This window comes from Marinibacterium sp. SX1 (assembly GCF_050389775.1).
Taxonomy (GTDB): Bacteria; Pseudomonadota; Alphaproteobacteria; order Rhodobacterales; family Rhodobacteraceae; genus Marinibacterium.
Genome location: NZ_CP177144.1, coordinates 1,739,139 through 1,751,000 on the forward strand (window position 1 = coordinate 1,739,139; position 11,862 = coordinate 1,751,000).

The window sequence follows — 11,862 nt, forward strand, 5'->3', positions numbered from 1 at the left end:
CTGGTGGCGGCCCTCCTGACAGGGCGGCCCGACGATTGATCCCGACGTTTCATCTCGTTGCAACAGGCCGCCGCCCGGGCGGCCTTTGTCTTTTCTGCTGATCCCCCGTGCGGCGGCCTTCATTCCCGAAGGACCCTGCACATGACATCCGACACCCTGACCCCCGAAGCCCGGCGGCCGATCAACGAACAACAACCGGCCCCCGCCGCCGACACAAAGGGCACGACACGCCCTGTCATCCTGACCGGCGACCGGACCACCGGGCCGCTGCATATCGGCCATTATGCCGGCTCGCTGAAGAACCGGCTGGCCTTCCAGGAAAGCCATGACCAGTACCTGCTGCTGGCCGATACCCAGGCGCTGACCGACAATGCCCATGATCCGGCCAAGGTCCGGCGCAATGTCGTCGAGGTGGCGCTGGATTACCTGGCCGTGGGGATCGACCCGGGCCGGACGACGATCTGCCTGCAATCGCACCTGCCGGCCCTGGCCGAATTGTCGATGCTCTACCTCAATTTCGTCACCGTCGCCCGGCTGGAACGCAATCCGACGATCAAGGACGAGATCCGGGCCAGGGGCTTTGGCCGCGACATCCCGGCGGGGTTCCTGTGCTACCCGGCGGCCCAGGCGGCGGATATCACGGCCTTCCGGGCGACGGTCGTGCCGGTCGGGGCCGACCAGGCGCCGCTGATCGAGCAGACCAACGAGATCGTGCGCCGGATCAACGCCGTGGCCGGCACACCGGTGCTGCCCGAGGCGCAGGCGGTGATCCCCGAGGCCGGGCGGCTGCCGGGCGTGGACGGCAAGGCCAAGATGTCCAAATCGGGGGGCAATGCGATCGGGCTGTCGGCCACGCCCGACCAGATCCGGGCGGCGGTGCGGGCGATGTTCACCGATCCGGGCCACCTGCGGGCCGAGGACCCGGGGCGAGTGGAGGGGAACGTGGTGTTCACCTATCTCGATGCCTTTGACGAGGACCGCGCCGGGCTGGAAGAGCTGAAGGCGCAGTACCGGCGGGGCGGGCTGGGCGATGGCCGGATCAAGGCCCGGCTGGAAGAGATCCTGCAGGAGCTTGTCGCGCCCTTCCGGGCCCGCCGCGCGGAATTCGCGCGGGACGAGGGCCATGTCGTGTCGGTCATCCGGCGGGGCACGGAACGGGCGCGGGCCGTGACCGAAGAGACCCGGCGCGACGTGGTCGAGGCGCTGGGGCTGTTCCGGCTGTAGGAAGCGTTGAAGCGAAACGGTGTCTTGCGTCGGGTGCGTGACAGGCGGCCGCGTGTGAGGACCGGCCGCCCGGCCCCGTTTGCCGGCAGCCGCTCAGGCAGTCCCGCCCGCGAAGGGATCGCGCGGATAGCCCACCCCGGCCAAATAGAGCCCCTGGGGTGGGCAGACCGGCCCGCAGGCCGCGCGGTCGCGGGCTTGGAGCGCGGCGGTGACGTCATCGGCCGTCCAGGCCCCGGCGCCGACCCGTTCCAGGGTGCCGACAAAGCTGCGGACCTGGTTGTGCAGGAACGACCGGGCGCGCACGTCAAAGCGGATTTCCGGGCCCGACAGGCCGGTCGCGGCGCTGACATCGAGCCGGTCGAGCGTCTTGACCGGGCTGTCGGCCTGGCAGATCGACGAGCGGAAGGTCGTGAAATCGTGCCGGCCGATCAGCCGCTGGGCGGCGTCATGCATGGCGTCCGCATCCAGCGGATGGCGCACCTGCCAGACCTGCCCGGCGTCATGGGTGGCCGGAGCCCGGCGCAGCAGGATGCGGAAGAGATAGCGCCGTTCGACGGCCGAGAACCGGGCATGCCAGTCGTCGTCGACCCGGGCGCAATCGATGATGGCCACCGGATCGGGCTTGAGATGGTGGTTCAGCGCTTCGGACAGGCGGAAGGGATCCCAGTCGCGGTCCATGTCGCAATGGGCGACCTGGGCCAGCCCGTGCACCCCGGCATCGGTGCGCCCGGCCGCGGCGATGGTATGGGCGCGGGGCTCCAGCCGGGCCAGGGCGGCCTCGATGGCGCCCTGCACCGAGGGCTGATCCTTCTGGCGCTGCCACCCGGCGAAGGGGGCGCCGTGATATTCGACCTTGAGGGCATAACGGGGCATGACCGGGCGCTTACCCTGCCGATCCTGTCCGGGCAAGGGGCGGAGGGGATGACCGAGATCGGGCTGGAGCGGATCAGGTCGGGATCAGGCGGGCCGTGGCCGAACCCGCGCGAAGCGGCGGCCGGAAGCGGGTGACACGCGGGCCGCACCCGCGTCGACCGGGGGCCAAGCCTCTGGCATCGCGGGGGAAGGCCCCCTATCTTGCGAGGCAACGGACCGGCCCCGCACCAAGGGGGCCGGCGCAATGCGACGGGCACCGGGGGCAGTCTTGATCATCACCCAACTGGCCGACAACCTGACCCGCGGGGTCGAGGCCGTCGGCGACACGATCAGCGAAACGCTCTTTGAACCGGTGATCCGGCTGGGCGTGACCGGGCTGGCGCGCGCCGGCAAGACGGTGTTCATCACCTCGCTGGTGGCCAACCTGCTGGACCGCGGCCGGATGACCGGGCTGGTGGCCGAGGCCGAGGGCCGGATCTCGGCGGCCTTCCTGCAGCCGCAGCCCGACGACACCGTGCCGCGCTTCGAGTTCGAGGACCACCTGCATGCCCTGACCGGGCCGAACCCGCACTGGCCCGACAGCACCCGGGCGGTCAGCGAGCTCCGCCTGTCGCTGCGGGTGCGGCCTTCGGGCCTGCTGGGCGGGCTGCAGGGGCCGCGCACGGTGCATCTCGACATCATCGACTATCCCGGCGAATGGCTGCTCGACCTGGGCCTGCTGGACAAGAGCTTTGCCGAATGGTCGGCCGAAACGCTGGACCGGCTGGAAGGCCGGGCCGAGGGTGCGGCCTATCTCGACCTGGTGCGGGCCACCGATGTCAGCGCCGCGCGGGACGAGCCGGTGGCCAAGGCCCTGGCCACCCGGTTCACCGAATATCTCAACAACGCCCGCGACGCCGGTTACCACGATTGCACGCCCGGCCGGTTCCTGCTGCCCGGCGACCTGGCCGGCTCGCCCGTGCTGACCTTTGCGCCCCTGCCCGAAGAGGCCGGGGCCGGGCGCCGCTCGCTCCTGCGCGAGATGGAACGGCGCTACGAGGCCTACAAGGCCCGGGTGGTGCGGCCGTTCTTCCGCGATCATTTCGCCCGGATCGACCGGCAGGTCGTTCTGGTCGACGTGCTGGGCGCCATCCACCAGGGGCCGCGGGCCGTCGAGGACATGCGCCGGGCGATGACCGATATCCTGGCCAGTTTCCGGCCCGGGCGGAATGCCTTCCTCAGCCGCATCCTGGGCGGCAAGCGGGTGGAAAAGATCCTGTTCGCGGCGACCAAGGCCGACCATCTGCACCACCAGCAGCACCCGGCCTTTGCGTCGATCATGGATGCGCTAACCCGCGATGCCCGCGACCGGGCGCGCTTTGCCGGGGCCGAGACCCAGGCCATGGCCCTGGCCGCGCTGCGCGCGACGACCGAGGAACTGCGCAGCCATGGCGGGGCCGATCTGCCCTGCGTGCGGGGCCATCTCAAGGACAGCGGCAAGGCCGCGGCCTTCTATCCCGGCGAGCTGCCCCAGGATCCGACCGTGCTGCTCGGCCCGGCGCGGGACGGGGCCGACAGCTGGCTGGGCGCGGATTACGGCATGATGGCCTTTGCCCCGGCGCCGCTGACGCTGAAACCCGGGGACGGACCGCCGCATATCCGGCTGGACCGGGCGGCGCAGTTCCTCTTTGGGGACAAGCTGTGACCACCGTCGCCCTGCGCGCGGCCCGGCCGCTGGATGCGGGCCGGACGGGCGACATCTTGCACGGGTTCGAAACCGGCACGCCCTGGATGCCCCGCCAGCATTCGGCGGCCGAGGCCGTGGCCTTCTGCGCGATGATGATCGACCGGGGCTGGGTGACCGTGGCCGTGGTCGAGGGCGGCGCGACCGGCCCTGGCATCGCCGGGTTCCTGGCCCGCGACGGCGAGGAGATCCACGCGCTCTACCTGGCGCCCGACCAAACCGGGCTGGGCATCGGCCGGCTGTTGCTGGATGATGCCAAGGCCCGGGCAGGGCGGCTGTGGCTCTGGACCTTCCAGGCCAATCTCGGCGCCCAGCGGTTCTACCTGCGCGAGGGCTTTGCCGAGGTCCGGCGCACCGACGGGGCGGGCAATGACGAGGGCCTGCCCGACATCCAGTACCATTGGCCAGCGGAGGCGGCATGAGCAAGGGACCTGTCCTGTTCGACCTGGAACCCGATCCCGAGGGGCCCCGGCCCGGGCCTGCGCCCAGCGTGGCCGACGCGCCGCCGGTGCCCGACCTGAGCGGGCCGGAGGCCGGGCCCGAGGGCACGGCGATGGAAGCCGCCATGCGGGCCGGCGCGCGTCCAAGCTCGGCCCTGGCCAAGTGGTTCTGGGGGCTGGCGACCTCGCTGCTGGGCCTGGTGCTGTCGGTCGCGGCCTGGCAATTCGCGGCTTCGCTGGTGGCTTCGGTGCCGATCCTGGGATGGATCGTGACCGGCCTGCTGGCGGCCTTCGTGCTGGTCGGCCTGCTGGTCGCCCTGCGCGAGCTGGCGGCCTTTGGCCGGCTGGGGCGGATCGATTCCATCAAGCATGACGCCGACATGGCCCTGGCCGAGGCTGACCTCGAGGCCGCCCGTGGCGTGGTGCGCCAGCTGCAGGCGCTTTACGCCGGGCGCGAGGATACCCGCTGGGGCCGTGACCGGCTGGCCGAGCGGGTGGAGGATCAGTTCGATGCCGCCGCGCTCTTCGGGCTGGCCGAGGACACGCTGCTGGCGCCGCTGGATGCCGCCGCCCGGCGCGAGGTCGAGGCCGCGGCGCGCCAGGTGGCGACGGTCACCGCGCTGGTGCCGCTGGCGCTGGCCGATGTCGTGGCGGCCTTTGCGTCCAGCCTGCGGATGATCCGGCGGGTGGCCGAGATCTATGGCGGGCGGTCGGGGTTCTTTGGCGGGCTGCGCCTGACCCGGGCGGTGTTCACCCATCTCGTCGCCACCGGTGCCGTGGCCGCGGGCGAGGACCTGCTGGAACCGGTCCTGGGCGGCTCGGTGCTGTCGAAACTGTCGCGGCGGTTCGGAGAAGGCCTGGTCAACGGGGCGCTCAGCGCGCGGGTGGGCGTGGCGGCGATGGAGGTCTGCCGGCCGCTGCCGTTCTCGCCGCGCCACCGGCCGTCGGTACGGGGGATCATCAAAAGCGCGCTGGCTGGGCTGATCGGGCGGCGCGGTTAACCTGCGGCTCAGGTTCTGCATGTTAGGGTCCGCGCAAACCTGACGAGGACCGCATGACCGAAGAATCCGATGTCGCCCGCCATTATTCGAGCGGTAACCTGCAGTCGCGCATCCATGCCGCCCTGGCCGAGGCCGGCCTGTCCGAGCCGCTGGATCCCGATGCGCTGGCGCCCCTGGACGAGTTTCACATCGGCGGGCGAGAGACCACGGCCCGGCTGGTCGACAAGCTGGACCTGGGTCCCGGGAAATATGCGCTGGACATGGGCTGCGGGCTGGGCGGGGCCGCGCGCCACGTCGCGCGGCGCACCGGGGCGGCGGTTGTCGGCGTCGACCTGACATCGGAATTCATCGCGGCGGGGCTTGAACTTACCGGGATGTGCGGGCTGGCCGACCGGGTCAAGCACGTGCGCGCCAGCATCACCAACCTGCCGTTCAACGACGGGCTGTTCGATGCCGTCTACATGATCCACGTGGGCATGAACATCGCCGACAAGCACCGTCTGGCGCAGGAGGCGGCGCGGGTGCTCAAGCCCGGTGGGCGGTTCGGGATCTGCGACGTGATGCGGCTGACCGAGGATGACATTCCCTATCCCGTGCCCTGGGCCTCCAGCCGCCATCAAAGCTCGGTCATGGGCGCGGACCGCTATCGTTTCCTGCTTGAGGATGTGGGATTCGACATCGTGTCGGATGTCAGCCTGGCGGGGTTTGCCCTGGACAGCCTTGATTCGCTCATCGCCCGGGTGGCCGATCCGGGGCCGCTGGGGCTGCACCTGGTCATGGGCGAGGATGCGGGCGAAAAGGTGGCCAACATGGCGGCCAGCATCCGGGCCGGCCATATCGCGCCCCATGTCATCGTCGGCTGCCTGCCGGGCTAGGCGATGCGCCGGCGCGGGCATTGGTCGTGGCGGGGCAGGCCCGGCCTGCCGTGGCCAGCGGCAAACCTACCGGGCGGCCAGGGCCCGCGACAGCTTGTTGTTGCCGGCCAGCTTGGCCAGCCGGTCGGCGGCCGAATTGCGCTGGTTCATGAAGGCATCCATGTCGGCCGGCAGCCCATCGAGCATGGCGCAGGCATCGTCATAGAGCTTGCAGGCATTGTCGACATTGTCGGCCCAGATCGCCCGTTCGGCCTGGGCGATGCGCATGTTCACCGTCGAAATGCGGTTCTGCATGTTCATCAGGATCAGCGTCTCGGCCAGCTTGGGCCCAAAGCCGCAATCGCCGTCGAGCTGATCGAGGTTGCAGGCCCCGTCATAGCGCGACCAGTCGGGCAGCAGGTCCTCGGGTGTGATCTCGGGGCGCAGGCGGCTGAGTTCGCGGTTGGATTCCTCGAACGGATCCTGGATCTGGCGGGCCAGCTCGGGGCCGATCTGCAGCCGCTCGTCGCAGCGCAGCAGGTCGATGGGAAAGCGCGTCAGCCGATAGATCGGGTGCCCGGGCAGGTAGCCCTGGTCGGACAGAACGTTCTGGATGGCGATGGTGCGGATGTCGAGCGCCTCGTTGAGCCGCGCGGCCGGGGCCAGCCCGGCGGTGTCCAGCCCCAGCTTGGCGCAGACATGGGCCACGGTATCGGCATTGCGCTTGAAACCGGTCAGCGTGACGGCCGCGTCGCCAAAGACATCGGCCCAGCGGCGGTAGAGCCGCAGGTAATCGTAATAGACATTGGTCGGCGTGACCCGGGCGAACCAGTCGCGGTCGACGCGCAGCCGCACCCGCGCGGCGGTCGAGGCCATCGACACGGCCATGTCGATCTGCGGCCGCAGGTAACACAGCACCTCGATGTCGGAGCTGAGCGGTTCGAGCAGGGCCCGGACCCGGGCCACCGCCTCGGGCGTGACCAGGCGCGAATGGCAATGTTCGTTCGAGATCAGGAAGGTATGGCAGCCCCGGGCGCGGGCGGCGGCATATTCGGCGGCCAGCTGGTCGGGCAGGTTGGCCCGGAAGGCCGCGCGCCCGGCCGGCGCATCGGCATTGATCAGCTCGTAGCCGTTGTCGGTCGAGTCTTCGGGCAGGGCCCAGAGATAGATCTTGATGTGGTTCAGCCGGCCCAGGACCTGGCTGTACCAGACGCCGCGGTCGGCCAGGGCGTCGCGGTTGCGCGAGGCCCAGTTCTGGAAGCTGGTCGAGCCGGTCTTTTCGGTGCCGATGTGCAGAAGGGTCTTCATGTCGAGCCTGTCGGGATCGCCAGGGCGGACGCCGTGGCCGGGGTCACTGCGGTGGTCGCTTCGGAAGCCCGACAAGGGGCTGCACGGGACTGGATCGTGTCATAGGCGCGAACGGGGCCGATGTAAACCGATGGCCGGGCGCGCCCGGCGGCCGCGGCTTTACCCCGCCGGCAGGGCGGCTTATAAGCCTGTCCATGTGCCATTTGAGCGCCATCATCATTCGAATTACATACCCGGCCCTCTGACCATGCGAGGCGCCGGGCAAAGGTGCTGAGATCACCGGCACCGCATTGTTATTCCCGACAAGTGTAATCGACACGTGCAATCGACACGCCAAGACCTGCGAGGACGCCAAGAGATGTGCGCCGAGACCCCGACCGACATGCCTGCGACCGACACGCCGGACTACAAGTCCACGCTGAACCTGCCCAAGACCGATTTCCCGATGCGCGCGGGCCTGCCCAAGCGCGAGCCGGGCTGGCTGGCCCGCTGGGAAGAGATCGGCATCTATGACCGCCTGCGCGAGAAGGAAGGCCGCGAGCCTTTCATCCTGCATGACGGCCCGCCCTATGCCAACGGCCACCTGCATATCGGCCACGCGCTGAACAAGGTCCTCAAGGACATGATCGTGCGGTCGCAGCAGATGATGGGCCGCGACGCGCGTTACGTGCCGGGCTGGGATTGCCACGGCCTGCCGATCGAATGGAAGATCGAGGAGAAATACCGCGCCAAGGGCCGCGACAAGGACCAGGTGCCGGTGGTGGAGTTCCGCAAGGAATGCAGGGATTTCGCGGCCGGCTGGATCGACATCCAGCGCGAGGAATTCAAGCGGCTGGGCGTGACCGGCAACTGGGCCGATCCCTACCTGACGATGAATTTCCATGCCGAGCGGGTGATCGCCGAGGAATTCCAGAACTTCCTGATGACCGGCACGCTCTACCAGGGCTCGAAGCCGGTGATGTGGTCGCCGGTCGAACAGACCGCCCTGGCCGAGGCCGAGGTCGAATACCACGACAAGGAAAGCTTTACCGTCTGGGTGAAGTTCAAGGTCATCCCGCCCTACGAGGGCGCCGGCACGCCGGACAGCCCGTCGCACAAGCTGCAGGGCGCTTACGTGGTGATCTGGACGACGACGCCCTGGACGATGCCGTCGAACAAGGCCGTGGTCTATGGCGAGCCGATCTCCTACGGGCTGTACAAGGTGACCGGCCGGCCCGAGGAATGCTGGGCCCGGATCGGGGACCGCTACATCCTGGCCGATGACCGGGCGGCGGATGTCTTTGCCCGCGCGCGGCTGGAGCCGTCGATGTGGGAACGCGTTGACGATGTGAGCCAGTCGGAACTGGCCGAGCTGAGCCTGCAGCACCCGCTGGCCGGGGCCGAAGGGTCGAACGGCGAATGGGACGATCCCCGCGATTTCCGGGCGGCCGATTTCGTGACGGCCGACGAGGGCACCGGGTTCGTGCATTGCGCGCCGTCGCACGGGATGGAGGAATTCGAGCTCTACCGCGACCTGGGCATGCTGGAACAGGTCATCACCTACAACGTCATGGAAGACGGGTCGTTCCGCGAGGATCTGCCGTTCTTCGGGGGCAAGCGCATCCTCAAGCCCAACGGCAAGGAGGGCGATGCCAACAAGGCGGTGATCGACAAGCTGATCGAGGTCGGCGGGCTGCTGGCGCGGGGCAAGATCAAGCATTCGTATCCGCATTCCTGGCGGTCGAAGGCGCCGGTGATCTTCCGCAACACGCCGCAATGGTTCGCGGCGATCGACCGGCCCGTGGGCGACGGCCAGGACGAGATGGGCCAGACGATCCGCGAACGGGCGCTGAAATCCATCGACGAGCTGGTGACCTGGACGCCCAAGACCGGGCGCAACCGGCTCTATTCGATGATCGAGGCCCGGCCCGACTGGGTGCTGAGCCGCCAGCGGGCCTGGGGCGTGCCGCTGACCTGTTTCGTGAAGAAGGGCGCGCTGCCGACCGACCCGGATTTCCTGCTGAAGGATGACAAGGTCAATGCCCGCGTGCTGGAGGCCTTCGAGGCCGAGGGCGCGGATGCCTGGTACCTGGAAGGGGCCAAGGAGCGGTTCCTGGGCAACGATTACGTGGCCGACGAGTGGGAACAGGTGTTCGACATCCTGGACGTGTGGTTCGACAGCGGGTCGACCCATGCCTTCGTGCTGCGCGACCGCGAAGACGGGGTGCCGGACGGCATCGCGGATCTGTACCTGGAGGGCACCGACCAGCACCGGGGGTGGTTCCATTCCTCGATGCTGCAGGCCTGCGGCACCAAGGGCCGGGCGCCCTATCGCGGCGTGTTGACCCACGGGTTCACCCTGGACGAGAAGGGCATGAAGATGTCCAAGTCGCTGGGCAACACGATCGTGCCGGACGAGGTGATCAAGCAATACGGGGCCGATATCCTGCGGCTGTGGGTCTCGCAGACCGATTACACGGCCGACCAGCGGATCGGGCCCGAGATCCTGAAGGGCACGGCGGACAGCTATCGCCGGTTGCGCAACACGATGCGGTTCATGCTGGGCTCGCTGGCCGATCTGCAGGACAGCGACCGGATCGAGGATCCGGCCGAGATGCCGCCGCTGGAACGCTGGGTGCTGAGCCGCCTGGCCGAGCTGGACGAGGTGGTGCGCGAGGGCTACGCCAAGTACGATTTCCAGGGCGTGCTGACGACGCTGTTCAACTTTGCGACGGTGGACCTGTCGGCCTTCTACTTCGATATCCGCAAGGACGTGCTCTATTGCGACGGCGACACGCCGCGGCGGCGGGCGGCGCGGACGGTGCTGGACCACCTGTTCCACCGGCTGACGACTTGGCTGGCGCCGATCCTGGTCTTCACCATGGAAGAGGTCTGGCTGGAGCGCTACCCGGGCGACGACAGTTCGGTCCACCTGGTGGATTTCCCCGAGACCCCGGCCAGCTGGCGCAATGCCAATGTCGAAGAGGCCGTGGCCAAGGTGCGGCGGGTGCGGCGCGTGGTGACCTCGGCGCTGGAGATCCAGCGGCGGGAGAAGGTCATCGGGTCGAGCCTGGAGGCCGCTCCGGTGGTGCATGTCGAGGATGCGCAGACGCGGGAGTTCCTGGACATGATCGACATGGACGACCTGTGCATCACTTCGGGTGTCAGCCTGTCGGGCGATCCGGCCCCGGCCGAGGCCTTTCGCCTGCCCGAGATCGAGGGCGTGGGCGTGGTGTTCGAAAAGGCCGAGGGCGCGAAGTGCCAGCGGTGCTGGAAGATCCTGCCGGACGTGGGCCAGCATGGCCATGACGGGGTCTGCGGGCGCTGTGACGTGGCGCTGAACGGCTAGGCCGGGCCATCGGGGGGCGCTGCCCCCCGGACCCCCCGAGGGTACTTGGGCCAAGAAGAAGACAGGGACGGTTTGGGCGGTTTCTTGCGGAACCGCCCTTTTTGCGCGCGGGGAAGGGGGCTAGGCTGGGGCATGGCCGCGATTGTTGTACCGACCCGATTTGGCAAGATTGCCCTGACCGAAGAGGGCGGCGCGCTGGTGCGGGCCGAATGGGACGGGGTGGCCGAGGGGCGGGCGACGGCCCTGTTGGAGGAGGCCGGGTGGCAATTGCGGGCTTATGACGGCGGGGTGTTGGAGGCGTTTGACCTGCCGATGGCGGTGGGCGGTTCGACGGCGCTGCAGGCGGTCTGTGCGGCGATGCGGGCGATACCCTATGGCTATACACGGACCTATGGCGAGATCGCCGGCGAGACCGGGCTGTCGGCCCAGGCCGTGGGGCAGCTGTGCGGGGCGAACCCGCTGCCGATCCTGATCCCCTGTCACCGGGTGATGGGGGCCCGGGGGCTGACGGGGTATTCGGGCAAGGGCGGGGTCGAGACCAAGGTGGCGCTGTTGCGCCACGAAGGGGCGGCGGGCCTGCTGATCTGATTGATTTCGCGTGGCGTGGGGGGCACCCTTGGAGGTGGAGACAGCAGGAGGAGGATGCCATGACCCGGGACAGGGCGGCGTTGAAGGGAAAGCTGCATGCGCGGATGCAGGCGCTGGAAGAGGCCGAGCTGGCCGCGGCGATCGAGCATTACGAGGCGCATATGGCCGAATCGCGGCTGGACGGGCGCGAGCAGCATGACAATGACGACATTGCCGACAGCACGGCCGAGGTGAACCTGGCGCAGGGGTTCGAACATCCCGTCGAGGAGCACCAGGCCAAGGTTGCGGCGATCCGGGCGATGGATTTCTCGGCCACCTCGGTGGTGCGGCCCGGGGCGGCGGTGATCGTCGGGGGCAAGCATTTCGTGGTCAGCGTGGCCACGGCGCGGTTCGATTGCGAGGGCGAGACCTGGATGGGGATTTCGCCGCAGAGCCCGATCTACATGGCGATGGAAGGGCTGTCGGCCGGCGAGGGCTTTCGCATGGGCGGGCGCGAGATGGTGATCGACGAGGTGTTCTGAAC

General features: G+C 69.0%; 10 protein-coding genes. 8 read left to right on the forward strand and 2 right to left on the reverse strand.

Annotated elements, in window-relative coordinates; genetic code table 11:
- Nucleotides 1-141 precede the first annotated feature (141 nt).
- The gene (gene trpS, locus ACK3BB_RS07650) at nt 142-1,224 is read left to right on the forward strand and encodes a tryptophan--tRNA ligase (protein WP_428928125.1); all 1,083 of its coding nucleotides are present in this window, start codon (nt 142-144) and stop codon (nt 1,222-1,224) included.
- 93 nt (nt 1,225-1,317) lie between these two features.
- Here trpS and truA read toward each other — a convergent pair whose 3' ends face one another.
- Nucleotides 1,318-2,097, reverse strand: a complete 780-nt coding sequence (gene truA, locus ACK3BB_RS07655; protein WP_428928126.1) for a tRNA pseudouridine(38-40) synthase TruA — start codon at nt 2,095-2,097, stop codon at nt 1,318-1,320.
- Nucleotides 2,098-2,341: 244 nt separating this feature from the next.
- Here truA and ACK3BB_RS07660 point away from each other — a divergent pair, with 244 nt between their 5' ends.
- From ACK3BB_RS07660 to ACK3BB_RS07675, 4 genes are read left to right on the forward strand one after another with little or no spacing between them, the layout of a single operon-like run.
- Nucleotides 2,342-3,781 (forward strand): YcjX family protein, encoded by a 1,440-nt coding sequence (locus ACK3BB_RS07660; protein ID WP_428928127.1) that lies wholly within the window; start codon nt 2,342-2,344, stop codon nt 3,779-3,781.
- On the forward strand, nt 3,778-4,242 hold the full coding sequence (locus tag ACK3BB_RS07665; protein WP_428928128.1) for a GNAT family N-acetyltransferase: 465 nt from the start codon (nt 3,778-3,780) through the stop codon (nt 4,240-4,242). Before ACK3BB_RS07660 ends, ACK3BB_RS07665 begins: the two co-directional genes overlap by 4 nt.
- Nucleotides 4,239-5,261 (forward strand): YcjF family protein, encoded by a 1,023-nt coding sequence (locus ACK3BB_RS07670; protein WP_428928129.1) that lies wholly within the window; start codon nt 4,239-4,241, stop codon nt 5,259-5,261. The genes ACK3BB_RS07665 and ACK3BB_RS07670 overlap by 4 nt, the downstream gene beginning before the upstream one ends.
- A 53-nt stretch (nt 5,262-5,314) precedes the next feature.
- Complete coding sequence (locus tag ACK3BB_RS07675) at nt 5,315-6,136, forward strand: class I SAM-dependent methyltransferase (protein ID WP_428928130.1); 822 nt, start codon at nt 5,315-5,317, stop codon at nt 6,134-6,136.
- A gap of 66 nt (nt 6,137-6,202) precedes the next feature.
- Here ACK3BB_RS07675 and ACK3BB_RS07680 read toward each other — a convergent pair whose 3' ends face one another.
- A complete protein-coding gene (locus tag ACK3BB_RS07680) occupies nt 6,203-7,423 on the reverse strand; it encodes a hypothetical protein (protein WP_428928131.1) in 1,221 nt (406 codons plus the stop codon).
- 358 nt (nt 7,424-7,781) lie between these two features.
- Between ACK3BB_RS07680 and ileS the strand changes: the two genes are divergently transcribed.
- The 3 genes from ileS (at nt 7,782) to ACK3BB_RS07695 (ending at nt 11,860) form a co-directional block, all read left to right on the forward strand.
- Complete coding sequence (gene ileS / locus ACK3BB_RS07685) at nt 7,782-10,751, forward strand: isoleucine--tRNA ligase (protein ID WP_428928132.1); 2,970 nt, start codon at nt 7,782-7,784, stop codon at nt 10,749-10,751.
- A gap of 132 nt (nt 10,752-10,883) precedes the next feature.
- Entirely contained in the window at nt 10,884-11,339 is a 456-nt protein-coding gene (locus tag ACK3BB_RS07690; protein WP_428928133.1) for a methylated-DNA--[protein]-cysteine S-methyltransferase, read from the forward strand.
- Between the two features lie 59 nt (nt 11,340-11,398).
- Nucleotides 11,399-11,860, forward strand: coding sequence for a hypothetical protein (locus ACK3BB_RS07695; RefSeq protein WP_428928134.1), 462 nt, complete (start codon nt 11,399-11,401; stop codon nt 11,858-11,860).
- Nucleotides 11,861-11,862 lie beyond the last annotated feature (2 nt).

Excerpts from the sequence above, each read along its gene's own strand:
- ACK3BB_RS07660 (WP_428928127.1), top strand. The coding sequence starts at position 2,342 with ATGCGACGGGCACCGGGGGCAGTCTTGATCATCACCCAACTGGCCGAC.
- ACK3BB_RS07690 (WP_428928133.1), top strand. The coding sequence starts at position 10,884 with ATGGCCGCGATTGTTGTACCGACCCGATTTGGCAAGATTGCCCTGACC.
- trpS (WP_428928125.1), top strand. The coding sequence starts at position 142 with ATGACATCCGACACCCTGACCCCCGAAGCCCGGCGGCCGATCAACGAA.
- ileS (WP_428928132.1), top strand. The coding sequence starts at position 7,782 with ATGTGCGCCGAGACCCCGACCGACATGCCTGCGACCGACACGCCGGAC.
- ACK3BB_RS07675 (WP_428928130.1), top strand. The coding sequence starts at position 5,315 with ATGACCGAAGAATCCGATGTCGCCCGCCATTATTCGAGCGGTAACCTG.
- ACK3BB_RS07680 (WP_428928131.1), bottom strand. The coding sequence starts at position 7,423 with ATGAAGACCCTTCTGCACATCGGCACCGAAAAGACCGGCTCGACCAGC.
- ACK3BB_RS07695 (WP_428928134.1), top strand. The coding sequence starts at position 11,399 with ATGACCCGGGACAGGGCGGCGTTGAAGGGAAAGCTGCATGCGCGGATG.
- truA (WP_428928126.1), bottom strand. The coding sequence starts at position 2,097 with ATGCCCCGTTATGCCCTCAAGGTCGAATATCACGGCGCCCCCTTCGCC.
- ACK3BB_RS07670 (WP_428928129.1), top strand. The coding sequence starts at position 4,239 with ATGAGCAAGGGACCTGTCCTGTTCGACCTGGAACCCGATCCCGAGGGG.